The 24,839-nt window shown below is 71.4% G+C and carries 18 protein-coding genes; all 18 read left to right on the plus strand.

Annotation, left to right across the window (positions count from 1 at the left end):
* Positions 1 to 133: 133 nt before the first annotated feature.
* The 18 genes from BLW86_RS24945 to obgE all read left to right on the plus strand — a co-directional run bounded on the left by BLW86_RS24945 (position 134) and on the right by obgE (position 24,809).
* A complete protein-coding gene (locus BLW86_RS24945) occupies positions 134 to 2,755 on the plus strand; it encodes a valine--tRNA ligase (RefSeq protein WP_093876109.1) in 2,622 nt (873 codons plus the stop codon).
* 157 nt (positions 2,756 to 2,912) lie between these two features.
* Complete coding sequence (locus BLW86_RS24950) at positions 2,913 to 4,052, plus strand: sensor histidine kinase (protein ID WP_093878847.1); 1,140 nt, start codon at positions 2,913 to 2,915, stop codon at positions 4,050 to 4,052.
* 70 nt (positions 4,053 to 4,122) lie between these two features.
* Positions 4,123 to 5,622 carry a bifunctional tetrahydrofolate synthase/dihydrofolate synthase gene (locus tag BLW86_RS24955; protein ID WP_093876110.1) on the plus strand — a complete coding sequence of 500 codons (1,500 nt, stop codon included), beginning with the start codon at positions 4,123 to 4,125 and terminating at the stop codon, positions 5,620 to 5,622.
* Between the two features lie 5 nt (positions 5,623 to 5,627).
* Entirely contained in the window at positions 5,628 to 5,984 is a 357-nt protein-coding gene (locus tag BLW86_RS24960; RefSeq protein ID WP_093876111.1) for a DUF4233 domain-containing protein, read from the plus strand.
* Positions 5,985 to 6,050: 66 nt separating this feature from the next.
* On the plus strand, positions 6,051 to 6,464 hold the full coding sequence (ndk, locus tag BLW86_RS24965) for a nucleoside-diphosphate kinase (RefSeq protein WP_093876112.1): 414 nt from the start codon (positions 6,051 to 6,053) through the stop codon (positions 6,462 to 6,464).
* A 223-nt stretch (positions 6,465 to 6,687) separates the two neighbouring features.
* Complete coding sequence (locus BLW86_RS24970) at positions 6,688 to 7,707, plus strand: rod shape-determining protein (protein WP_093876113.1); 1,020 nt, start codon at positions 6,688 to 6,690, stop codon at positions 7,705 to 7,707.
* Positions 7,708 to 7,772: 65 nt separating this feature from the next.
* Entirely contained in the window at positions 7,773 to 8,741 is a 969-nt protein-coding gene (gene mreC, locus BLW86_RS24975) for a rod shape-determining protein MreC (protein WP_093876114.1), read from the plus strand.
* A complete protein-coding gene (gene mreD, locus BLW86_RS24980) occupies positions 8,738 to 9,406 on the plus strand; it encodes a rod shape-determining protein MreD (protein WP_093876115.1) in 669 nt (222 codons plus the stop codon). The genes mreC and mreD overlap by 4 nt, the downstream gene beginning before the upstream one ends.
* A 19-nt stretch (positions 9,407 to 9,425) precedes the next feature.
* Complete coding sequence (gene mrdA, locus BLW86_RS24985; RefSeq protein ID WP_093876116.1) at positions 9,426 to 11,681, plus strand: penicillin-binding protein 2; 2,256 nt, start codon at positions 9,426 to 9,428, stop codon at positions 11,679 to 11,681.
* A gap of 4 nt (positions 11,682 to 11,685) precedes the next feature.
* A complete protein-coding gene (gene rodA / locus BLW86_RS24990; protein WP_093876117.1) occupies positions 11,686 to 12,885 on the plus strand; it encodes a rod shape-determining protein RodA in 1,200 nt (399 codons plus the stop codon).
* Between the two features lie 29 nt (positions 12,886 to 12,914).
* On the plus strand, positions 12,915 to 14,429 hold the full coding sequence (locus tag BLW86_RS24995) for a CYTH and CHAD domain-containing protein (RefSeq protein WP_093876118.1): 1,515 nt from the start codon (positions 12,915 to 12,917) through the stop codon (positions 14,427 to 14,429).
* A gap of 52 nt (positions 14,430 to 14,481) precedes the next feature.
* The gene (locus BLW86_RS25000; protein WP_093876119.1) at positions 14,482 to 16,413 is read left to right on the plus strand and encodes a TIGR03960 family B12-binding radical SAM protein; all 1,932 of its coding nucleotides are present in this window, start codon (positions 14,482 to 14,484) and stop codon (positions 16,411 to 16,413) included.
* A gap of 61 nt (positions 16,414 to 16,474) precedes the next feature.
* The gene (locus BLW86_RS25005; RefSeq protein WP_093876120.1) at positions 16,475 to 17,137 is read left to right on the plus strand and encodes a hypothetical protein; all 663 of its coding nucleotides are present in this window, start codon (positions 16,475 to 16,477) and stop codon (positions 17,135 to 17,137) included.
* Between the two features lie 393 nt (positions 17,138 to 17,530).
* Positions 17,531 to 18,322: a TIGR03936 family radical SAM-associated protein gene (locus BLW86_RS25010; RefSeq protein WP_093876121.1), complete on the plus strand. Its 792-nt coding sequence runs from the start codon at positions 17,531 to 17,533 to the stop codon at positions 18,320 to 18,322.
* Positions 18,323 to 18,556: 234 nt separating this feature from the next.
* On the plus strand, positions 18,557 to 22,423 hold the full coding sequence (locus BLW86_RS25015; protein ID WP_093876122.1) for an Rne/Rng family ribonuclease: 3,867 nt from the start codon (positions 18,557 to 18,559) through the stop codon (positions 22,421 to 22,423).
* Positions 22,424 to 22,671: 248 nt separating this feature from the next.
* Positions 22,672 to 22,992, plus strand: a complete 321-nt coding sequence (gene rplU / locus BLW86_RS25020; protein ID WP_015033583.1) for a 50S ribosomal protein L21 — start codon at positions 22,672 to 22,674, stop codon at positions 22,990 to 22,992.
* A 13-nt stretch (positions 22,993 to 23,005) separates the two neighbouring features.
* Positions 23,006 to 23,260, plus strand: a complete 255-nt coding sequence (gene rpmA / locus BLW86_RS25025; RefSeq protein WP_010041940.1) for a 50S ribosomal protein L27 — start codon at positions 23,006 to 23,008, stop codon at positions 23,258 to 23,260.
* Positions 23,261 to 23,369: 109 nt separating this feature from the next.
* The gene (gene obgE, locus BLW86_RS25030) at positions 23,370 to 24,809 is read left to right on the plus strand and encodes a GTPase ObgE (RefSeq protein ID WP_093876123.1); all 1,440 of its coding nucleotides are present in this window, start codon (positions 23,370 to 23,372) and stop codon (positions 24,807 to 24,809) included.
* Positions 24,810 to 24,839 lie beyond the last annotated feature (30 nt).

A 24,839-nucleotide genomic window follows, 5' to 3' on the forward strand; every position in this document is an offset into this window, starting at 1 on the left:
GGTTCCCCTCACAGGATGTTTATGCCTGGCGAACATCCTGGCGGAACCGTCGGCCGGGCAGTGCGGCGGGGGCCACACCGTTACCGAACCAAAGCGTTTCAGGACAGGACCGCGACACCCCTAAACTGGCCCCGTGACCGAGAACACTCAGCAGCAGACAGCGCCCACCACCGAACTGCCGACCACGTACGCGCCGGCCGAGGTAGAGGGGCCGCTGTACGAGCGCTGGGTAGAGCGCGGGTACTTCGAGGCGGACGCGAAGAGCGAGAAGCCGCCGTACACCATCGTCATCCCGCCGCCGAACGTCACCGGTTCGCTCCACCTGGGCCACGCCTTCGAGCACACGCTGATCGACGCCCTCACCCGCCGCAAGCGCATGCAGGGCTTCGAGACGCTGTGGCAGCCCGGCATGGACCACGCCGGCATCGCCACCCAGAACGTCGTCGAGCGCGAGCTCGCCAAGGAGGGCAAGTCCCGCCACGACCTGGGCCGTGAGGCGTTCGTCGAGCGCGTCTGGCAGTGGAAGGCCGAGTCCGGTGGCCAGATCTCCGGCCAGATGAAGCGCCTGGGTGACGGCGTCGCCTGGTCCCGCGAGCGCTTCACCATGGACGAGGGGCTGTCCCAGGCCGTCCAGACCATCTTCAAGAAGCTCTACGACGACGAGCTGATCTACCGCGCAGAGCGCATCATCAACTGGTGCCCGCGCTGCCTGACGGCCATTTCGGACATCGAGGTCGAGTACCAGGACGACGAGGGCGAGCTCGTCTCCATCCGGTACGGCGAGGGCGAGGACTCGCTCGTGGTCGCCACCACCCGCGCCGAGACGATGCTCGGTGACACGGCCGTCGCCGTCCACCCCGACGACGAGCGCTACAAGCACCTGGTCGGCAAGCAGATCAAGCTGCCGCTGACGGACCGTACGATCCCGGTTGTCGCCGACACCCACGTCGACCCCGAGTTCGGCACCGGCGCCGTCAAGGTGACCCCGGCGCACGACCCGAACGACTTCGAGATCGGCCAGCGCCACGGCCTGCCGAACCTCGCCGTCATGGACGAGCGCGCGGTCATCACCGTCCACGGCCCCTTCCAGGGCCTGGACCGCCTGGAGGCCCGCTCCGCCATCGTCGCCGCCCTGCGCGCCGAGGGCCGGATCGTCGCCGAGAAGCGTCCGTACGTCCACTCCGTCGGCCACTGCTCGCGCTGCAAGACCACCATCGAGCCGCGCCTGTCGATGCAGTGGTGGGTCAAGGTCGGCCCGCTCGCGAAGGCCGCCGGTGACGCGGTCCGCGACGGCAAGGTCAAGATCCACCCGCAGGAGATGGAGAAGCGGTACTTCGACTGGGTCGACAACCTGCACGACTGGTGCATCTCGCGCCAGCTGTGGTGGGGCCACCGCATCCCGGTCTGGTACGGCCCGAACGGCGAGGTCGTCTGCGTCGGACCCGACGAGCAGCCGCCGACGGGCGAGGGCTGGCACCAGGACACGGACGTCCTGGACACCTGGTTCTCGTCCGGCCTGTGGCCGTTCTCCACGCTCGGCTGGCCCGAGCGGACCGAGAGCCTCGAGAAGTTCTATCCGAACTCCGTCCTGGTCACCGGGTACGACATCCTCTTCTTCTGGGTCGCCCGGATGATGATGTTCGGTCTGTACGCGATGGACGGCACCCCGCCGTTCCACACCATCGCGCTGCACGGCATGGTCCGTGACCAGAACGGCAAGAAGATGTCGAAGTCCTTCGGCAACGTGGTCAACCCCCTGGACTGGATGGACCAGTACGGCTCCGACGCCGTCCGCTTCACCCTGGCCAACGGCGCCAACCCGGGCGTCGACGTCCCGATCGGCGAGGACTGGGTCAAGGCCTCCCGGAACTTCGCCAACAAGATCTGGAACGCCACCCGCTTCGCCCTGATGAACGGCGCGACGATCGAGGGCGAACTGCCCCCGGTCGAGCAGCTGTCGGCGACCGACCGCTGGATCCTGTCCCGCCTCAACAAGACCGTCGCCCAGGTCGACGCGTACTACGAGGACTACCAGTTCGCGAAGCTCAGCGACGCGCTCTACCACTTCGCGTGGGACGAGGTCTTCGACTGGTACGTCGAGCTGTCGAAGACCACGTTCTTCGCCGGCGGCGAGCAGGCCAAGGTCTCCGGCCGGGTCCTCGGCGAGGTCCTGGACGTCATGCTGCGCCTGCTGCACCCGATCGTCCCGTTCGTCACCGACACCCTGTGGACGACGCTCACCGGGCGCGAGTCCCTCGTGATCGCCGAGTGGCCGACCGACAGCGGCTTCCGCGACGACGCCGCCGAGGCCGAGATCGAGAACCTCCAGCAGGTGGTCACCGAGGTCCGCCGCTTCCGCGCCGACCAGGGCCTCCAGCCCGGCCAGAAGGTCCCCGCCCGTCTGGAGCTCGACGGCACCGCGCTCGCCGCGCACGAGGCCGCCATCCGGCAGCTGCTGCGCCTCCAGCCGGAGGGCGAGGGCTTCTCCGCCACCGCCTCCCTGCCGGTCGCCGGTGCCACCGTCGCGCTCGACCTCTCGGGCACGATCGACGTCGCCGCCGAGCGCAAGCGCCTCGCGAAGGACCTGGCGGCGGCCGAGAAGGAGAAGGCCCAGGCCGAGGGCAAGCTCGGCAACGAGGCCTTCCTCGCCAAGGCCCCGGACAACGTGGTCGACAAGATCCGGACCCGCCTCGCCAAGGCGGACGAGGACATCGCCCGCATCCAGGCCCAGCTGGCGAGCCTGCCGCAGGCCTGATCCGTACGGAGGGAGGGGCCCGGAACCGGTCATCGGTTCCGGGCCCCTTCGTCTTTGTCCGTCCACGGGTACACCTTTGTCCGGTTGTGGGTGACATCACGAGACTTGTGACCGAAGTCCAGGAGTCCGGGACGAAAGACCCGGGATGATGGAGGGCATGCTCCGCCTCCCCACCCTCCCCGCGCTCCGCCGCCGCGTGGAGCGGTGGGCCGTCTCGCCCCGCGCCCTCGACGTCGTCGCCGCGCTCTTCGCCCTCGGCCTGATGGTCCTGGACGTGCCGGGGCTCGCCCGCGCCGACAACTCGCTCACCGGGGTCACCGCGACCCTCGTCCTCGCCGGCGGGGCGGCCACGCTGGTGCTCCGGCGTCGGCTGCCGTGGCTCCCGTACGCCGTGGCGCTCGGTCTGCTGGGCTGGCTGCACGAACTGACCATGATCCAGTTCGCGCTGTACTCGATCGGCCGCTACCGGGGACGGCGCGCCGCCGTCCTCGCGACCCTGCTGTACGTCGCCGTGGCGTACGGCTACTTCCTGACGCCCGGCTGGCCCGCCGAGCACGGCGAGACCGTCAGCGACTTCCTCAGCCTGGTCGTCCCGATCGGCGTCCTCGCGGCCGGCGTCGGCATCGCCGCCTACCGCCAGGACCTCGTCCGCGCCCTGGAGGTCCAGCGCCGCGAGGCCGCCGCCCGGCAGGCCGTGCAGGAGGAGCGGATCTCCGTCGGCCGGGACGTCCACGACCTGGTCGGCCGCGAGCTCACCGTCCTCGCGGTGCGGGCCGAGGTCCTCGCCGTACGGGCCGGGGGAGAGGCCCACCGGAGGGACTTCGAGGAGCTCGCGGACACCGCCCGGCGCGCCCACCTCATGCTCAACGAGACGATCGTGCGCCGTGCCGACCGGGACGCCGCGATGCCCGGCCTCGAAGGACTCCCCGAACTCGCCGGGGAGAGCGAACGCATGGGCAGCCCCGTCGACCTCGCGGTCGCCGAGGAGGCCAAGGCGCTGTCCCCGCTCCGGCAGGCCGCCGTCCACCGCGTCGTCCGGGAGTGCCTGACGAACGCCGCCAAGCACGCCCCGGGGCTCCCGGTGGAGGTCGCGATCACGGTAGAGGGGCCCGATCTGCGGATCGAGGTGCGCAACCCGCTGCCGAAGAGCCCGCCGGACCCGGCGCCCGTCTCGACCGGCACCGGCCTGTTCTCGATGGAGGAGCGGGTCACCAGCATGGGCGGCACGCTGCGGGCCCGCCGGGAGGGCGGCGCCTACGCGGTGACGGCGCTGCTGCCGACGGGGCTGCCCCGATAGCCCGGTGGCCCGAAAGTCCCGAAAGGGGTGGGTCCACGGTCCTGTCGGCACCGCTCCGTAGACTGGGCCCGTGAGCGAGCCGAGCGACCCGAATGACCAGTTCGACGACATCGTCGACACCGAGACAGACCGCGACCCCGACCTGGCGGTGATCGAGGCCGGCAGCCGCACCCTGCGCACGCAGGGCGGACCGCCCCAGGGCGATCCCGTGCCCAGCCGTCCCGAGGACCCCGAGCTGGACAAGGCGCTGCGCGAGGTCGAGACCGAGCTGTCCACCCGCTGGGGCGAGACCAAGCTGGAGCCCTCCGTCAAGCGGATCGCGGCCCTGATGGACGTCCTCGGCGAGCCGCAGCGCGCGTACCCCTCGATCCACATCACCGGCACCAACGGCAAGACGTCGACGGCCCGCATGATCGAGGCCCTGCTCGGCGCCTTCGAGCTGCGCACCGGGCGCTACACCTCGCCGCACGTGCAGACCATCACCGAGCGGATCAGCCTGGACGGCGCCCCGATCTCCGCCGAGCGGTTCATCGAGACGTACCAGGACGTCAAGCCGTACGTGGAGCTGGTCGACGCCCGCGAGGAGTACCGGCTCTCCTTCTTCGAGGTCCTCACCGGCATGGCGTACGCCGCCTTCGCGGACGCCCCGGTCGACGTGGCGGTCGTCGAGGTCGGCATGGGCGGCACCTGGGACGCGACGAACGTCATCGACGCCTCCGTGGCCGTCGTCACCCCCATCGACCTCGACCACACCGACCGGCTCGGCGGGACGACCGCCGAGATCGCGACCGAGAAGTCCGGGATCATCAAGCAGGGCGCGACCGTCATCCTGGCCCAGCAGCCGGTCGACGCGGCCCAGGTCCTGCTGAAGAAGGCCGTCGAGGCGGACGCGACCGTGGCCCGCGAGGGCATGGAGTTCGGCGTCGCCTCCCGCGAGGTCGCGGTCGGCGGCCAGCTGCTCACCCTGCGGGGCCTGGGCGGCGAGTACGACGAGATCTTCCTGCCGCTGCACGGCGCCTACCAGGCGCACAACGCCGCGGTGGCGCTCGCGGCGGTCGAGGCCTTCTTCGGGATCGGCGCCGAGCACGCCAGGACCCTGGACGTCGACACCGTCCGCCGGGCCTTCGCCCAGGTGGCCTCCCCGGGCCGCCTGGAGATCGTCCGTACCTCCCCGACCGTCATCCTGGACGCCGCGCACAACCCGCACGGCGCGCGGGCGACGGCGGAGGGCATCAGCGAGGCCTTCGGCTTCTCCCGGCTCATCGGCGTGGTCTCCACGAGCGGGGACAAGGACGCCAAGGGTCTCCTGGAGGCCTTCGAGCCGATCTTCGCGGAGGTCGTGGTCACCGCGAACTCCAACCCGCGGGCCACCGACGTGGACGCGCTCGCCGCGGTCGCGGTCGAGGTCTTCGGCGAGGACCGGGTCGTCGTCGAGCCGCGGCTGCCCGACGCCATCGAGGCGGCCATCACCCTCGCGGAGGAAGAGGCCGAGTACGGCGGCGCGGGTGTCCTCGTGACCGGTTCGATCTTCACGGTCGGCGACGCCCGGCTGCTGCTGCGAAGGGGCTGAACCCGATGCGCGTGCTCTGTTCCTCGACCCTCATCGGCGAGTTCTTCGTGATCGGCTTCGCCGGGCTCGTCGCCATGAAGGACGACGGCCTCGCGACGTCCACCGTCTGGTGGGTCTGCGGCGTGGCCATGGTCGTCTCGGTGCTGCTGTGCGGGATGATCACCCGGCCGGGCGGGGTGCAGCTCGGCTGGGCCCTGCAGCTCGGGCTGATCCTCAGCGGCTTCTTCGTCCCCACCATGTTCTTCCTCGGGGCCGTCTTCGCCGGTCTGTGGTGGGCCTCGGTGCACTACGGCCGGCGAATCGACAAGGTCAAGGCCGACTGGGCCGCGGCACATGCCTCGGCAGGGCCTGACGCTGCGTAATCGCGGGACGTGCGGGCCCTGTAGCCTCGGAGGTCCCGCACACCGCTTTTCCGAAGGAGTTCCCCCGTGAGCCAGCGATCGCTCGTCCTGCTCAAGCCCGACGCCGTCCGCCGTGGCCTGATCGGCGAGATCATCGGCCGCATCGAGCGCAAGGCCGGATGGGCCATCACCGCCCTGGAGCTGCGCGAGCTGGACCAGGACACGCTGGAGCAGCACTACGGCGAGCACAAGGGCAAGCCCTTCTACGAGCCGCTGATGGGGTTCATGCAGTCCGGTCCGGTCGTCGCGCTCGTCGTCGAGGGCGAGCGGGTCATCGAGGGCCTGCGCACGCTCGCCGGCCCGACCGACCCGATCGCCGCCGCGCCGGGCTCGATCCGTGGCGATTTCGGCACCATCGTCCGGGAGAACCTGATCCACGCCTCGGACTCGGAGGAGTCCGCGGCCCGCGAACTGAAGATCTTCTTCCCGGGTCTTGTCTGAGCCGTTCGCTGACCCGACGTCAGTCGATCGGCACAACCCTGTGGGGCGACCGAAGGAATTCGGTCGCCCCCAGGCATATGAACGCCCATCCCGGGAACGGATCGCCGCGTCCTGCCGTCACCTGTACAGAGGTGGACCACCGCGCGCCATCCGTGCGGGCGGCACTACGATGGAAAACTCCACGCCGCACCACTCTCAGCCATGGGAAATCAAGGGGAACTCAATGTCGTTCATCGGCCGTGACATGGCTGTCGACCTCGGGACCGCCAACACGCTGGTGTACGTCAGGGGTCGAGGCATCGTTCTGAACGAGCCGTCAGTCGTCGCCATCAACACCAACACCGGAGGCATCCTCGCGGTCGGCGCCGAGGCGAAGAAGATGATCGGCCGGACCCCCGGCAACATCGTCGCCGTGCGCCCTCTCAAGGACGGCGTGATCGCCGACTTCGAGATCACCGAGCGGATGCTCCGCTACTTCATCCTCAAGATCCACAAGCGCCGCTACCTGGCCCGCCCCCGCGTCGTCGTCTGCGTGCCCTCCGGCATCACCGGAGTGGAGCGCCGCGCCGTCATCGAGGCGTCGACCCAGGCCGGCGCCCGTCAGGTGCACATCATCGAGGAGCCCATGGCGGCGGCCATCGGCGCGGGTCTCCCCGTCCACGAGGCCACCGGCAACATGGTCGTCGACATCGGCGGCGGCACCACCGAGGTCGCCGTCATCTCCCTCGGCGGAATCGTCACGGCACAGTCCATCCGGGTCGCCGGCGACGAGCTGGACAACGCGATCATCCAGCACATCAAGAAGGAGTACTCCCTCCTCCTCGGCGAGCGCACCGCCGAACAGATCAAGATCACCATCGGCTCCGCGTACGACCTCGACAAGGACGAGCACACCGAGATCCGCGGCCGCGACCTCGTCTCCGGTCTGCCCAAGACCGTGGTCATCTCCGCGGCCGAGGTCCGCAAGGCCATCGAGGAGCCGGTCAACGCGATCGTCGACGCCGTGAAGACCACCCTCGACAAGTGCCCGCCGGAGCTCTCCGGTGACGTCATGGACCGCGGCATCGTTCTCACGGGTGGCGGCGCCCTGCTCCGCGGCCTCGACGAGCGCCTCCGGCGCGAGACCGGCATGCCGATCCACATCGCCGAGGACCCGCTGGACTCGGTGGCGCTCGGTTCCGGCAAGTGCGTGGAGGAGTTCGAGGCCCTCCAGCAGGTCCTGGACGCCCAGCCGCGCCGCTAGAACCGCACCAACCGCAGTAGTACAGCCGAACAACCGAACCACGAGGAAAGGCACGGCCGCCGCACGTGAGGGACACACGAGAGAGCCGGCTGCTCCTGGTGCTGCTGATCGCCATCGCGTTCGCACTGATCACGGTGGACATCCGCGGCGGTCAGGAGTCACCCGTCGACGGTGCCCGACAGGCCGCAGCGGCGGTCTTCGGGCCGGTCGAGAACGGTGTGGCGGCCGCCGTCGATCCCGTCGGCAACGCCATAGGCGCGGTACGGGACTCCGGGGAGCGGCACACCCGGATCGCCGCCCTGGAGAAGGAGAACGCCGAACTCAAGGCGAAGCTCGGCAGCGACGACCGCAACCGCAACCGGCTGCGCGAGCTCGACGCCATGCTCAAGACCGCCGGCGCCGGGCAGTACGGCATCAAGGGCGCCCAGGTCATCGCCATAGGAGCGGCCCAGGGCTTCTCCTGGACCGTCACCATCGACGTGGGCGCCCGCGACGGCATCAAGCGGGACATGACCGTGCTCAACGGCTCCGGGCTCGTCGGCCGCGTCACCACCGTCGGCCCCTCCACCTCCACGGTCCTCCTCGCCAACGACCCCGACTTCACCGTCGGCACCCGCATGGAGAAGAGCGACGAACTCGGCTTCGCCACCGGCCAGGGCGACAGCCCCCTCCTGGTCCAGCTCCTCAACGGCAAGGCCAAGGTCAAGCCCGGCGACCGGCTCGTCACCTTCGGATCGCGCGCCGACAAGCCCTTCGTGCCCGGCGTCCCGGTCGGCGAGGTCGTCCGCGTCGACCCGTCGGGCGGCGGCCTGACCCGCAACGTCTACGTCCGCCCGTACGTCGGCTTCACCAAGCTCGACATCGTCGGCGTCGTCGTCCAGGCCCCGCAGTCCGACCCGCGCGACATGGTCCTGCCGCAGAAGCCCAAGCCCGCCCCGACCGTCACCGTCACGGTCACACCATCGCCACCGGACGAACAGCAGAAGCCGAACGACGGTCAGAACCAGCAGGACCAGGGGGACGCGACACCGTGAAGCTCAACCGCATCCTCCTCTCCGCCGCCCTGATCGTGGTGGCCCTGGTCGTCCAGGTCTCCGTCCTCGCCCGCCTCCAGCTCCCCGGCGCCGTCCCCGACCTCGTCCTCCTCACCGTCGTCGGCCTGGCCCTCGTCTACGGGCCCGTCAGCGGCTCCCTCGTCGGCTTCACCGCCGGCCTCCTCTCCGACCTCGCCCCGCCCGCCGACCACGCCGCCGGCCGCTACGCCCTCGTGCTCTGCGTCATCGGCTACCTCGTCGGCCTCGCGAAGCCGGACAACGGCCGGCTCACCTCGGCGACCGGCCCCATGGCCGTGGTCGTCGCCGCGGCCATCGGCTCCACGCTCCTCTACGCGGGCGTGGGCGCCCTCGTCGGCGACACCGCCGCCCGCCATGTCGGCCTCGGGTCCCTGCTGTTCACCGCGGCCGTGTACGACCTGCTCCTGGCGCCCTTCACGGTGCCGCTCATCATGGCCCTCGCCCGCCGCGCCGAGAACGACCCGCTCGCCGACACCGGCGGCGGCAACGGCGTCGACGTCGCCTCCGGCTGGCTCTCCTCCGGCACCGGCCTGAGGATCGGCACCCAGCGCGGCGGCCTGCGGGTGAAGGCCGCACGGAACCGCGCCTCACGCGCCGGACGCATCAAGGGAGTCAAGCGACTGTGACCGAGGGGGCACCGGCAGTATGAGCAACATCCCCGAGACCGGACGGACCCCCCGGGTCCAGATCCGGCTCGTCGTCATCCAGATCCTCGTCTTCTCCCTGCTCCTCACCCTGGGGGGCCGGCTCTGGTACCTCCAGATCCGCAACGGCAAGGAGTACACGGACGAGGCGAAGAACAACCACGTCCAGCAGGTCGTCCAGCCCGCCGTCCGCGGCTCGCTCCTCGACGCCCGCGGCGTCCCGCTCGCCGACAACGAGACCCGGCTCGTGGTCTCCGCGTCCCGCACCGATCTGATGAAGATGAAGGACCGGGGCAAGGCCGTCCTCACCCGGCTCGCCGACGTCCTCGACATGAAGCCCGTCGACGTCATCAACAAGATCCGGCTCTGCGACTCCAAGACGCCCAAGCCCTGCTGGAACGGTTCGCCCTACCAGCCGATCCCCGTCACCGACGAGGCCACCACCCAGCAGGCCCTCCAGATCCGGGAGCGCGCCGAGGACTTCCCCGGCATCACCGCCGAACCCACCGCCGTCCGCCGCTACCCGGCCCCCGGCAAGTCCCGCACCTCCCAGGTCCTCGGCTACCTCTCGCCCGTCACCGACGCCGAGATCGAGAAGGCCAAGGACACCGACTCGCCGTTCCTCCGCTCCGACCAGGTCGGCCGCTCCGGCCTGGAGCGCACGTACGACAAGGAACTGCGCGGCAAGGCCGGCGTCACTCGCTACGAGGTCGACAACCTCGGCCGCGTCATCGGCCAGGCCAAGAACGACCCCGCCGTGCCCGGCTCCAACGTCGTCACCTCCATCGACGCCCGCGTCCAGGCGGTCGCCGAATGGGAGCTGCACAACGCGATGGTCGAGGCCCGCAAGGTCGTCGACAGGAACACCAACGAGAACTACAAGGCCGACTCCGGCGCCGTCGTCGTCATGGAGGCCAAGACCGGCCGCATCGTCGCCATGGCCTCGCAGCCCGACTACGACCCCAACGCCTGGGTCGGCGGCATCTCCGCCAAGGACTACGCGGCCCTCACCGGCAAGGACTCCAACTTCCCCCTCCTCAACCGGGCCATCCAGGGCCAGGCTGCCCCCGGCTCCATCTTCAAGGTCGTCTCGACCGCCGCCGCCATCCAAGCGGGCTACGACTTCGACGGCCGCTACCCGTGCACCAGCTCGTACTCCATCGGCAACCAGGTCTTCAAGAACTTCGAATCGCAGAACCACGGCCCCATCAGCCTCGGCCGCGCCCTCGAAGTCTCCTGCGACACCGTCTTCTACGCCCTCGCCCACCAGCAGTGGATCAAGGACGGCGGGATGAAGCCGAAGAAGAACCCGGGCGACTGGTTCTACAAGACCGCCCACCAGTTCGGCCTCGGCGCCGAGACCGGCATCGACCTCCCCAACGAGGTCTCCGGCCGCGTCCCCGACCGCCAGTGGAAGCAGAAGTTCTGGGAGGCCAACAAGGACTGGTGGTGCAAGTACGGCAAGAAGGGCGGCACCTACGTCCAGCAGCTCTCGTACGAGAACTGCCTGGAGGGCAACCTGATGCGCGCCGGTGACTCCGTCAACTACTCCATCGGACAGGGCGACACCCTCGTCACCCCCATCCAGATGGCCACCATCTACGCCGCCATCTCCAACGGCGGCACCCTGTGGAACCCCACCGTCGGCAAGGCCGTCATCAGCCCCGACGGCAAGAAGGTGAAGGAGATCGCGCCCAAGTCGCACGGCAGGCTCCCCTTCGACGCCGCCACCCGCGACTTGATAGACGAAGCCCTCGCGGGAGTCGCCACCCGCGGTACCGCCGCCTGGCGTTTCGCCCAGGTCGGCTGGCCGCAGGACAAGATCCCGATGCACGCCAAGACGGGTACCGCCGAGGTCTACGGCAAGCAGACGACCTCCTGGTTCGCCACGTACACCAAGGACTACGCGATCGTCATGACGATCTCCCAGGGTGGTACCGGCTCCGGCGCCTCCGGCCCCGCCGTGCGCAACATCTACGACGCGATCTACGGACTCGACGACGCCGGCAACCAGGACCTCAAGCGGGCCCTGCTGCCGCAGCCGCAGAAGGCCCTGCCGAAGATCGAGGCCGACGGCTCCATCGACGCGCCGAAGATCAAGCCGTACGACCCGGAGGCGCAGAAGGTCGACGAGACGAAGCAGAAGGTCGACGACACCCAGCCGCCGGCCCCACCGGCCGACCCCGTGACGCCCACCAGGAAGCCGGACGACGACCAGCAGCTGGCGGGCCCGCCCGCCGCCCGCGGGAGGCTCTGAACAGATGACGGCACCCCACGGCTTCTCCGTCTCCCGGTACGCACCCGAGCGCGGCACCCTCGCCAGGCTGACCGCCCGCGACTCGATGCTCCGCCGGCTCGACTGGCCCATACTGCTCTCGGCGCTCGCCCTCTCCGGCGTCGGCTCGCTGCTCGTCTGGTCCGCCACCCGCGGCCGCACCGAGCTCAACCAGGGCGACCCGTACTACTTCCTCTTCCGGCACCTGCTCAACACCGGCATCGGCCTCGCCCTGATGATCGGCACGATCTGGCTCGGCCACCGCACCCTGCGCGGCGCGGTGCCGATCCTCTACGGCCTCTCGATCGTGCTGATCCTCGCCGTCCTCACCCCGCTCGGCGCCACCATCAACGGCGCCCACGCGTGGATCGTCATCGGCGGCGGCTTCTCCCTCCAGCCCAGCGAGTTCGTGAAGATCACGATCATCCTGATCATGGCGATGCTCCTCGCCGCCAAGGTCGACGCCGGCGACCAGCTCCACCCCGACCACCGCACCGTCGCCAAGGCCCTGGCCCTGGCCGCCCTCCCCATGGGCATCGTCATGCTGATGCCCGACCTCGGCTCGGTCATGGTCATGGCGGTCATCGTGCTGGGCGTGCTGCTCGCCTCCGGCGCCTCCAACCGCTGGGTCCTCGGCCTCATCGGCGCCGGCGTCCTCGGCGCGGTCCTCGTCACCGCGCTCGGCATGCTCGACGAGTACCAGATCAACCGCTTCGCCGCCTTCGCCAACCCCGACCTCGACCCCGCCGGCGTCGGCTACAACACCAACCAGGCCCGCATCGCCATCGGTTCCGGCGGCCTCCTCGGCGCGGGCCTCTTCAAGGGCTCGCAGACCACCGGCCAGTTCGTCCCCGAACAGCAGACCGACTTCGTCTTCACGGTGGCCGGCGAGGAACTCGGCTTCGTCGGCGCCGGCCTGATCCTCGTCCTCCTCGGCGTCATCCTCTGGCGCTCCTGCCGGATCGCCCGCGAGACCACCGAGCTCTACGGCACGATCGTCGCGGCCGGCATCATCGCCTGGTTCGCCTTCCAGTCCTTCGAGAACATCGGCATGACGCTCGGCATCATGCCGGTCGCCGGCCTCCCGCTGCCGTTCGTCTCCTACGGCGGCTCGTCGATGTTCGCCGTGTGGGTGGCCATCGGACTGCTCCAGTCGATCCGCGTACAACGCCCGATGACGGCATGACGGCGGCGGGAGGCGGTTAGAAGCGAGGTATGGCCGAGACGAAGCGCGAGATCGAGCGAAAGTACGAAGCCACCGGCGAGACCCCGCCACCGGACCTCACCCGCGTCCCCGGAGTCTCCGAGGTCGTGGACCGGGGCGTCATGGAACTGGACGCCGTCTACTACGACACCCCGGACCTCCGGCTGGCGGCCGACGCGGTCACCCTCCGCCGCCGCACCGGCGGAAGCGACGCCGGCTGGCACGTGAAGTTCCCCGTCGCCGCCGGAGTCCGCGACGAGATCAGGGCCCCGCTGAGCGACACCCTGCCGGGTGAGCTCGCGGGGCTCCTGCGCTCCCGCGTCCGCGACGCCGAGATCGTCCCGACCGTCCGCCTCCGCTCGGCGCGTGACGTCCGCCACCTCCTCGACGCCGACGGCGCACTCCTCGCCGAACTCTCCGTCGACACCGTCCACGCCGAACGCCTGCCCGAAGGCGCGGCGGCCACCTGGACCGAGATCGAGGTCGAACTCGCGGACGACGTCGACCCCGCCCTCCTCGACGCCGTCGACGAACACCTCCGCAAGGCCGGCGTCCACCCCTCCGCGTCGCCGTCCAAACTCGCCCGGGCCCTCGCGGAGACCGGCTCGGAGCCCCAACCGGCCCCCACCGCAGGGAAGCCCGGCACCGCGGGCGCCGCCGTCCTCGCCTACGTACGCGAACAGGCCGACGCGATCGTCGCGCTCGACCCCGCCGTACGCCGCGACCTGCCCGACGCCGTCCACCAGATGCGGGTCGCCTGCCGCCGGATGCGCAGCGCCCTCAAGACCTACCGCAAGGTCCTCGACCGGCTCGTCACCGACCCCGTCGGCGACGAGCTGAAATGGCTCGCCGGAGAGCTCGGCGTCGCCCGCGACCAGGAGGTCCTCGACGCACGACTGCACGCCCGCGTAGCCGACCTGCCCCCCACCCTCGTCCTCGGCCCCGTCGAGGCCCGGCTGCGCCGCCGGGACGCCGCCCTCGCCAGGAACGCCCGGCACCAGGCCCTCGCCGCCCTCGACTCCGCCCGCTACCTCACCCTCCTCGACACCCTCGACGCGCTCCTCGCCGACCCGCCGCTGCGCAAGGCCGCCCGCCGCGACGCCCACCCGGTCCTCGCCCGCGCCGTCCGCAAGGACCACGACCGCCTCGGCGGCCGGATCGAGCACGCCCTCTCCCTCGCCCCCGGCCACGAGCGCGACCTCGCCCTCCACGAGGCCCGCAAGGCCGCCAAACGCGCCCGCTACGCCGCCGACGCGGCCCGCCCCACCCTCGGCAAACCCGCCAAGCGGCTCTCGAAACGCGTCAAGGCCGTCCAGTCCCTCCTCGGCGAACACCAGGACGCCGTCGTCGCCCGCGCCGCCCTCCGGGAGTTCGGGATCATGGCCCACGGCGCCGGCGAATCGGCCTTCACCTGGGGACTTCTCCACGGCCGCGAGGAGGCGGCGGCCGACGCGACCGAGCGGGAACTGCCCGGGGTCTGGGCCCGCGCCTCGGCCCCGAAGCTCACGGCGGCTCTGACCCGCTGAGCACCGGGGTACGCTTGAGAGTCGCCCCCCTGCCAGCTCACGAAGGTTCGAGATGTCTGCTGCCGAGTCTGTCTTCCCGCAGCTCGAAGCTCTGCTCCCGCACGTGCAGAAGCCGATTCAGTACGTCGGTGGAGAGCTGAACTCCACGGTCAAGCCGTGGGAGTCCGCCGACGTCCGCTGGGCGCTGATGTACCCGGACGCGTACGAGGTCGGTCTGCCCAACCAGGGCGTCATGATCCTCTACGAGGTGCTCAACGAGCGTGAGGGCGTCCTCGCCGAGCGCACCTACAGCGTCTGGCCGGACCTCGAAGAACTGATGCGCGAGCACGGCGTGCCGCAGTTCACCGTGGACAGCCACCGCCCCGTCGGCGCGTTCGACGTCTTCGGCCTGAGCTTCTCCACGGAGCTCGGCTACACGAACATGCTCACGGCCCTGGACCTGGCGGGCATCCCGCTGGAGTCGAAGGACCGCACCGTCGACCACCCGATCGTGCTCGCCGGCGGCCACGCCGCCTTCAACCCCGAGCCGATCGCGGACTTCATCGACGCGGCGATCATCGGCGACGGCGAGCAGGCCGTCCTCGACATGACCGAGATCATCCGGCAGTGGAAGGCCGAGGGCCGCCCCGGCGGCCGCGAGGAGGTCCTCCTCCGCCTCGCGAAGACCGGCTCGGTGTACATCCCGGCGTTCTACGACGTGGAGTACCTGCCGGACGGCCGCATCGGCCGTGTCGTGCCGAACAGGTCCGGCGTGCCGTGGCGCGTCTCCAAGCACACCGTCATGGACCTCGACGAGTGGCCGTACCCCAAGCAGCCCCTCGTCCCGCTCGCGGAGACCGTCCACGAGCGCATGTCCGTCGAGATCTTCCGCGGCTGCACCCGCGGCTGCCGCTTCTGCCAGGCCGGCATGATCACGCGCCCCGTGCGGGAGCGAAGCATCACCGGCATCGGCGAGATGGTCGAGAAGGGCCTCAAGGCGACGGGCTTCGAGGAGGTCGGCCTCCTCTCCCTCTCCTCCGCGGACCACACCGAGATCGCCGACATCGCGAAGGGCCTGGCGGACCGCTACGAGGAGGACAAGGTCGGTCTGTCCCTCCCCTCGACCCGCGTCGACGCGTTCAACGTCGACCTGGCGAACGAGCTCACGAGGAACGGCCGCCGCTCCGGCCTCACCTTCGCCCCCGAGGGCGGCTCCGAGCGCATGCGCAAGGTCATCAACAAGATGGTCTCGGAAGAGGACCTCATCCGTACCGTCTCGACGGCCTACGGCAACGGCTGGCGTCAGGTGAAGCTGTACTTCATGTGCGGCCTGCCGACGGAGACCGACGAGGACGTCCTGCAGATCGCCGACATGGCGATGAACGTGATCGCCGAGGGCCGCAAGGTCTCCGGCCAGAACGACATCCGCTGCACCGTCTCCATCGGCGGTTTCGTCCCCAAGCCGCACACCCCCTTCCAGTGGGCCCCGCAGCTGTCGGCCGAGGAGACGGACGAGCGCCTGCGCAAGCTCCGCGACAAGATCCGCGGTGACAAGAAGTACGGCCGCTCGATCGGCTTCCGCTACCACGACGGCAAGCCCGGCATCGTCGAGGGCCTCCTCTCCCGCGGCGACCGCCGCCTCGGCGCGGTCATCCGCGCGGTGTACGAGGACGGCGGCCGCTTCGACGGCTGGCGCGAGCACTTCTCGTACGACCGCTGGATGGCCTGCGCCGAGAAGACGCTCCCCGACGTCGGCGTGGACGTCGCCTGGTACACCACCCGCGAGCGCACCTACGAGGAGGTCCTGCCCTGGGACCACCTGGACTCGGGCCTCGACAAGGACTGGCTCTGGGAGGACTGGCAGGACGCCCTCGACGAGACCGAGGTCGAGGACTGCCGCTGGACCCCGTGCTTCGACTGCGGCGTCTGCCCGCAGATGGACACGCACATCCAGATCGGCCCGACCGGCAAGAAGCTGCTGCCGCTGACGGTCGTGAATCAGTAACGCTTGAATGACGGCCCGGCGAAAGGGAAACCCTTCGCCGGGCCGTCGCGTCATTTCCGGCATGAACACGGAGAACGCCAGGTCACGGCACCCGAACGAGCCCACGGGCTGTCTCACGGGGGTGGCGCGGGCCATCGCCCTGGTGATCGTCCTGCCCGTCCGGCTGGTCTGGGACGCCCTGGCCTACTGCCTCAAGCAGCTGTGGCGCTGGGTCCTCGCGCCGCTCGGACGGGCCCTCGGCTGGCTGATCCACCACCTCCTCGTCATCCCGCTGCGGTTCCTGTGGGAGTGGGTGCTCGCCCCGGTCGGCCGGGCCCTCTGGTGGGTGATCGACCTGCTGATCGTCACCCCCCTGAAGTGGCTCGGGCGCTGGGTCCTCCTTCCCGTCGCCAAAGCCGTCTGGCGGGTCGTCGACCTGCTGCTCGTCACCCCGCTGACCTGGCTCTGGCGGTACGTGCTCGCCCCCGTGGGCCGGGCGGTCGGCGCCGCGGTCGCCTGGGCCTGGCGGATCGGGGGCCTGATCTCCCGGGCCCTCGGGCGCGCCGTCGGCTGGGTGCTGTGGAACGCGATCGGACGCCCCCTCGCCTGGACGTACCGGGTGATCCTCACGCCCCTCGGCCACTGGCTGCGCACCTGGGTGTGGGCACCCCTCGCCTCCGTCGGGCGAGCCGTCCGCGCCGCCGCCCGCGAGGTGCGCCTCGCCCTCTTCGGCGGGCCCCGCTGACCTGGGGCCCGTCTTCCGGATCAGGCCGGGCTCGCGGGGCCCGGCACGCCCTCCCCCGTAGCCCTTCGGGCAGATGAATCAGGGAGCCGAGACGGAGCGAGCGAAGCGAGTGCAGTGCACCGGGCCCCGCTCCCTGATCCGGCCCGATCCGGAAGACAGGCCCGAGCCAAGGAAACCGGAGGCGGCCCGGGCGCGTACCCTGGGCAGTACGACGAACGTCCCCGGCGCGGCGCCCGCCCCGAGATCTCCCCGCAGGACGCGGGGGTGATCCGGGTGGGCCCCCAGGGGGCGTCCCCCGAGCTTCCGGGCGGAGCGCCACCCGCGCCCGCCCCGCACCGAGGAGAAGAACCACTGGGCAAGCGACAGCCCGAAGGCCCGCCGCCCGCACCGGCGGTGCAGCGCATCCGACTGCGCTACACCAAGCGCGGCCGCCTCCGGTTCACCAGCCACCGTGACTTCCAGCGCGCTTTCGAGCGTGCGCTGCGCCGTGCCGAGGTGCCCATGGCGTACTCGGCGGGCTTCACCCCGCACCCCAAGGTGTCGTACGCCAATGCCGCCCCGACGGGCACGGGCTCCGAGGCCGAGTACCTGGAGATCGCGCTCACCGAGAGGCGTGACCCGGAGGCCCTGCGGGCCCTGCTCGACGAGTCCCTCCCGGCAGGCCTCGACATCACCGACGCCGTCGAGGCCCGGACCTCGGGTCTCGCCGACCGGCTCACCGCCTCCGTGTGGGAGCTGCGTCTGGAGGGTGTCGCCGTCGAGGACGCCGAGAAGGCCGTCGAGGCGTTTCTAGCGGCCGAGACGGTGGAAGTACAGCGCAAGACCAAGAACGGAGTCCGCACCTTCGACGCCCGTTCCGCCGTCACCGAGCTGACGGCAGCCCGTCACCAGGGCGATCCCCAGGGTGATAGGCCGCTGGACAGCGCCTGTGCGATACTGCGCCTGGTTGTTCGGCACGTGACACCTGCCGTGCGACCCGACGACGTCCTGTCCGGTCTCCGAGCTGTGGCCGACCTGGCGCCGCCGGTCCCCGCTGCGGTGACCAGGCTGGCGCAGGGGCTCTTCGACGAGGAGTCCGGCACGGTGACCGACCCGCTCGCGCCCGACCGCGAGGCAGTCACGGCCGCTTCACCCACGGCCGCCGCGACCGCCCCGGCGACGGCGCCGGGTGCCGGTACCGCGTAGGGAGCAGTCGTCGTAGCGCCGCCCTGGTACTCGGGAGCCACCTGGGTCGGGCAGCGCACTGACCAGGAGACTTTCGCCAGGCCGTCCGCACAGGGCGTACGGAACCGGCGAGCCAGACACATAAGCTCCCGTGCGGCGCCCGCGCCCCGGACGGCGGCACCGCGCCACAGGCGCGACCGTGCCGCCGGACCGGAACCAGGCGCGGCGCCCGGGAGCGTGACGGGAGAACCCCGCATGCTCGAGTCCAACGAAGACACCAACGCCCCCGGTGACAAGCTGCCGCCGCGCCGCAGGCGCCGCGCCGCTTCCCGCCCCGCCGGTCCGCCGGTGACGGGCGCGACCGCCGATGCCGCCGAGACCACGGCGGCCGCAGAGGCCCCGGCCGTCGAGACCGTCGAGGAGGCCGCCCCTGCCGAGGCCGAGGCCGCCCCCGCGCCGCGCACCCGCCGCCGGGCCACCCGCAAGGCCACCGCGCCCGCCGTGGAGACCGCGGCCGAGCCGGTCGCCGAGCCGGTCGTGGAGACCCCCGCGGCCGAGGCCGTCGAGGAGGCCCTCGAGGCCGCCCCCGCCCGCCCGCGCCGCCGCGCCACCCGTAAGGCCACCTCGCCGGTGACCTCCCCGGCCGCCGCCGAGGAGACCGCGGCGCCCGTCGCCGAGCCGGTCGCCGAGACCGCCGCCGCTCCGGCCGTCGAGGCCGTCGAGGAGGCCGCGCCGCCGGCCCGTACCCGCCGTCGCGCCACCCGCAAGGCCACCGCTCCGGCCGGCCCCCCGGCCGCCGAGGAGACCGTGGTCGCGGCGCCGGTCGCCGAGACCGCCGCCGCTCCGGCCGCCGAGGCCGTCGAGGCCGTCGAGGAGGCCGCGCCGCCGGCCCGTACCCGCCGTCGCGCCACCCGCAAGGCCACCGCGCCCGAGCCGACCGCCGCTCCGGCCGCAGAGCAGGCCGTCACCGGCGAGTCGCTGCCCCAGTCCACCGTCGAGCAGATCGCCGCCGACGAGGCCGAGGTCGCCGCCGCCGAGACCGCCGCCACCCGTGGCCGCGGCCGCCGCCGCGCCACCTCGCCGCAGTTCACCTCCGAGCCGGCCCCGGCCCGCGAGCCGCGCCGCGCCGCGCGTCCCGCCGTCCCCGTCTTCCAGGCCCCGGTCTTCGCCGAGCCCATGTTCCAGACTCCGGAGACCGCCGCCGCGGCAGCCGCCGCCTACGCGGAGGAGCCGGAGGAGGACGCGGCCACCGAGACCGCCGCGACGGCCGAGGTCGTGGAGGCCGTCGAGCCCGCCGAGACCGAGACCGCCGAGCGCGCCGAGACCGGCTCCCGCCGTCGCCGTCGCCGCCGTGGCGAGCCCGTCGCCGTCGAGCCCGTCCCGGCCACCGTTGCCGACGAGCCCGAGGTCGAGGCCGCCGCCGACGAGATCGAGGAGGCCGAGGAGGCCGAGGAGGCCGAGGAGACGGACGAGTACGAGGACCGTCCGTCCCGCCGTCGCCGCCGTGGCGGTCGCCGTCGCCGTCGTGGCGAGCTCACCGAGGTCGAGGAGGCCGAGGAGGGCGAGGAGCCGCACGCCGAGGACGAGGCCGAGGAGACCGACGAGGGCGAGGAGGAGCAGGAGGAGGCCGACGCCTACGCCGGCGGCTCCAGCAGCTCCCGTCGCCGTCGCCGTCGCCGCCGTCGCAGCGGGGACGCCTCCGCCGACGTCGAGGCGGGCGACGAGGACGGCGTCCGTACGGTCGTCAAGGTCCGCGAGCCCCGCCCGGCCCGCGAGAAGGCCGAGCCCGGCACCGGCGCCGACGAGGTCCAGTCCATCAAGGGCTCGACCCGCCTGGAGGCCAAGAAGCAGCGCCGCCGCGAAGGCCGCGAGCAGGGCCGCCGTCGCGTCCCGATCATCACCGAGGCCGAGTTCCTCGCCCGCCGCGAGGCCGTCGAGCGCGTCATGGTCGTCCGCCAGAACGGCGAGCGCACCCAGATCGGCGTCCTGGAAGACAACGTGCTCGTCGAGCACTACGTCAACAAGGAGCAGGCCACCTCGTACGTCGGCAACGTCTACCTGGGCAAGGTCCAGAACGTGCTGCCGTCCATGGAGGCCGCCTTCGTCGACATCGGCAAGGGCCGCAACGCCGTCCTGTACGCCGGCGAGGTCAACTTCGAGGCGCTCGGCATGGGCCACGGCCCGCGCCGCATCGAGTCCGCCCTCAAGTCAGGCCAGTCGGTCCTCGTGCAGGTCACGAAGGACCCGATCGGCCACAAGGGCGCGCGTCTGACCAGCCAGGTCTCCCTGCCGGGCCGCTACCTCGTGTACGTCCCCGAGGGCTCGATGACCGGCATCAGCCGCAAGCTCCCGGACACCGAGCGCGCCCGTCTGAAGACCATCCTCAAGAAGATCGTCCCCGAGGACGCGGGCGTCATCGTGCGCACCGCCGCCGAGGGCGCGAGCGAGGACGAGCTGCGCCGCGACGTCGAGCGCCTGCAGGCGCAGTGGGCCGACATCCAGAAGAAGGCCGCCCAGATCTCGACGTCCGCGCCGAGCCTGCTCTACGGCGAGCCGGACATGACCGTCCGGGTCGTCCGCGACATCTTCAACGAGGACTTCTCGAAGGTCATCGTCAGCGGCGACGACGCGTGGGAGACCATCCACGGGTACGTCTCGCACGTCGCGCCCGACCTGGCCGACCGCCTGTCCAAGTGGACCAGCGAGGTCGACGTCTTCGCGACGTACCGGATCGACGAGCAGCTGATGAAGGCGCTGGACCGCAAGGTCTGGCTGCCGAGCGGCGGCTCGCTGGTGATCGACAAGACCGAGGCGATGATCGTCGTCGACGTCAACACCGGCAAGTTCACCGGCCAGGGCGGCAACCTCGAAGAGACCGTGACGAGGAACAACCTCGAAGCGGCCGAGGAGATCGTGCGCCAGCTGCGCCTGCGCGACCTGGGCGGCATCGTCGTCATCGACTTCATCGACATGGTCCTGGAGTCCAACCGCGACCTGGTGCTGCGCCGCCTCCTGGAGTGCCTGGGCCGGGACCGGACCAAGCACCAGGTGGCCGAGGTCACCTCGCTCGGCCTGGTCCAGATGACCCGCAAGCGGGTCGGCCAGGGCCTCCTGGAGTCCTTCTCCGAGACCTGCGTCCACTGCAACGGCCGCGGTGTCATCGTGCACATGGAGCAGCCGGCCACCGCCGGCGGTGGTGGCGGCGGCAAGCGCTCGAAGAAGCGCGGCCGCGGCGGCGCCGAGCACGAGCACGAGCACGCCGAGGCCGTGGAGCCGGAGACGGCGGAGACCGAGGCCGAGGTCGCCGCGGAGCTGGCCGCCCCGGTGGCCGTGCCGGTGCCGATCGCCCCGGACGAGGAGCTGTACGGCTCCGCCGCCGAGGCGGAGGCCGCCGCCACGCGCGGTCGTGGCCGCCGTCGCGCCACCCGCCGGGTGTCCGCGCCGGTCGTCTCGACGCCGGTCGCCCCGGCGCCGGTCGTGGAGACCGAGGCCGTGGACTTCGAGCCGGCGCCCGCCGCCGAGCCCGTCGCCCCGGTCGCCGAGCCCGAGCCGGTCGTGGAGCCCGAGCCGGTGGTCGAGGAGACCGCCGCCCCGGCCCCGCGCGGCCGTCGCCGGGCCACCCGCCGGGTGACGTCCCCGGTCGTCTCGACCACGGACGCGGCCGCCGAGGTCGTCACCGAGCCGGTCGCCGAGACCGCTCCGGAGCCGGAGCCCGTCGTGGCGCCGGAGCCGGTGGCCGAGCCCGCGGCCGAGGCCGTCGAGCCCGTCGTCGAGGAGGCCCCCGTGGCCGCCCCGCCGCGTGCCCGGCGCCGGGTGGTCCGTAAGGCCACCGCTCCCGCCGGTTCGCCCGCGGGCGCCGAGGAGGCGGCCGTCGTCGTGGTGACCACGGCTCCGGCCGAGGCCGCCGAGGCTCAGGCCGAGCCCGAGCCCGAGCCCGAGGCGGAGGCCGCGCCGGCCAAGAAGACGGCCGCGCGCAAGACCGCGAAGAAGGCCACGGCCAAGAAGGCCGCCACCAAGAAGACGGCGGCGACCAAGAAGACCGCGGCGGCGAAGAAGACCACCGCCAAGAAGGCCACGGCCAAGAAGGCGGCGGAGAAGACCGCCGCCCCGGCCCAGGACTGACCGGCCGGTGCGGGCCGCCTCCCCCGGACGGAGGGGGCGGCCCGCACCGCACGGGCGAATTTGACCCTCTGTGGCAGCCGCCCGTAACCTAGACCGTCGGCGTGTCTATGGATGCGCCGCGCCTCTGAGCACCTCCCTCCCGCTCGTCGGGAGAGGCCGCTCGTCCGATTCCGGAACGCCGCGGGCCCTCGGGTCCGTGTGAGTGGCTGGCTTCAGAGGTTTCGATCCCGAGTGAGAGAGAGATCCGCGTGTACGCCATCGTGCGCAGCGGTGGTCGCCAGCACAAGGTTGCTGTCGGCGACATCGTTGAGGTTGACAAGATTTCCACCGCCAAGGTTGGCGACACGGTCGAGCTCTCGACCCTGCTCGTTGTCGACGGCGACGCCGTGACCAGCGACCCGTGGGTCCTGGCCGGTATCAAGGTCACGGCCGAGGTCGTGGACCACCACAAGGGCGCCAAGATCGACATCCTGCGCTACAAGAACAAGACCGGCTACCGCCGTCGCCAGGGTCACCGTCAGCAGTACACGGCGATCAAGGTCACCGGTATCCCCGCGGCTGCGAAGTAAGAGGGACTGAGACATGGCACACAAGAAGGGCGCATCGTCCACCCGGAACGGGCGCGACTCCAATGCCCAGCGGCTCGGCGTGAAGCGCTTCGGCGGTCAGGTCGTCAACGCGGGTGAGATCCTGGTCCGCCAGCGTGGCACCCACTTCCACCCGGGCGCGGGCGTCGGCCGTGGCGGCGACGACACGCTGTTCGCCCTGCAGGCCGGTTCGGTGCAGTTCGGCACCCACCGTGGCCGCAAGGTCGTGAACATCGTTCCGGTCGCCTGATCGGAACTCTTTGCGGAGGCGGACCTCACTTCCCGGAAGGGAAGAGGGTCCGCCTTTCGCGTGTTACTAGATAGACATTCCACCCGTAATTCTCTGGAGGCACAGAACCATGACCACCTTCGTGGACCGCGTCGAGCTGCACGTCGCCGCGGGTAACGGAGGCCACGGCTGCGCCTCCGTACACCGGGAGAAGTTCAAGCCGCTCGGCGGCCCCGACGGCGGCAACGGCGGCCGTGGCGGCGATGTGATCCTGGTCGTCGACCAGTCGGTCACCACTCTCCTCGAGTACCACCACTCCCCGCACCGCAAGGCCACCAACGGGCAGCCCGGCGCCGGCGACAACCGCTCCGGCAAGGACGGCCAGGACCTGGTCCTGACCGTGCCCGACGGCACCGTCGTCCTCGACAAGAAGGGCAACGTCCTCGCCGACCTGGTCGGCCAGGGCACCACCTTCATCGCGGGACAGGGCGGTCGCGGCGGCCTCGGCAACGCCGCGCTGGCCTCGGCCCGCCGCAAGGCCCCCGGCTTCGCCCTCCTCGGCGAGCCCGGCGAGGCGCGGGACATCGTCCTGGAGCTCAAGACCGTCGCCGACGTGGCCCTCGTGGGCTACCCGAGCGCCGGCAAGTCCTCGCTCATCTCCGTCCTGTCGGCCGCCAAGCCGAAGATCGCGGACTACCCCTTCACCACGCTCGTCCCGAACCTCGGCGTGGTCACGGCCGGCTCGACCGTCTACACGATCGCCGACGTGCCGGGTCTGATCCCGGGCGCCAGCCAGGGCCGCGGCCTCGGCCTGGAGTTCCTCCGCCACGTGGAGCGCTGCTCGGTCCTCGTCCACGTCCTCGACACGGCGACGCTGGAGTCCGAGCGCGACCCGGTCACCGACCTCGACGTCATCGAGGAGGAGCTCAAGCAGTACGGCGGTCTGGAGGACCGACCCCGGATCGTCGTCCTCAACAAGATCGACATCCCGGACGGCCAGGACCTCGCGGACATGATCCGCCCGGACCTGGAGGAGCGCGGCTACCAGGTGTTCGAGGTCTCCGCCGTGGCCCGTACGGGTCTGAAGGAGCTCTCCTTCGCCCTCGCCGGCATCGTCGCCGAGGCGCGCGCGGCCAAGCCGAAGGAGGAGGCGACCCGGATCGTCATCCGCCCGAAGGCCGTCGACGATACGGGCTTCACCGTCACGTACGACGAGCACGAAGAGGTCTACCGGGTGCGCGGCGAGAAGCCGGAGCGCTGGGTCCGCCAGACCGACTTCAACAACGACGAGGCCGTGGGCTACCTGGCCGACCGCCTCAACCGCCTCGGCGTCGAGGACGCGCTGATGAAGGCGGGTGCCCGTGCGGGCGACGGCGTCGCGATCGGCTCCGAGGACAACGCGGTCGTCTTCGACTGGGAGCCCACCATGATGGCGGGCGCCGAGATGCTCGGCCGCCGCGGTGAGGACCACCGTCTGGAGGCCCCGCGTCCGGCCGCGCAGCGCCGCCGTGACCGGGAGGCGGAGCGCGACGACGCGCAGCGCGAGTACGACGAGTTCGACCCGTTCTAGGCGAGTTCGACCCGTTCTGGTGGGCGGGTC

Source organism: Streptomyces sp. TLI_105 (genome assembly GCF_900105415.1).
In the GTDB taxonomy this organism is placed as follows: domain Bacteria; phylum Actinomycetota; class Actinomycetes; order Streptomycetales; family Streptomycetaceae; genus Streptomyces.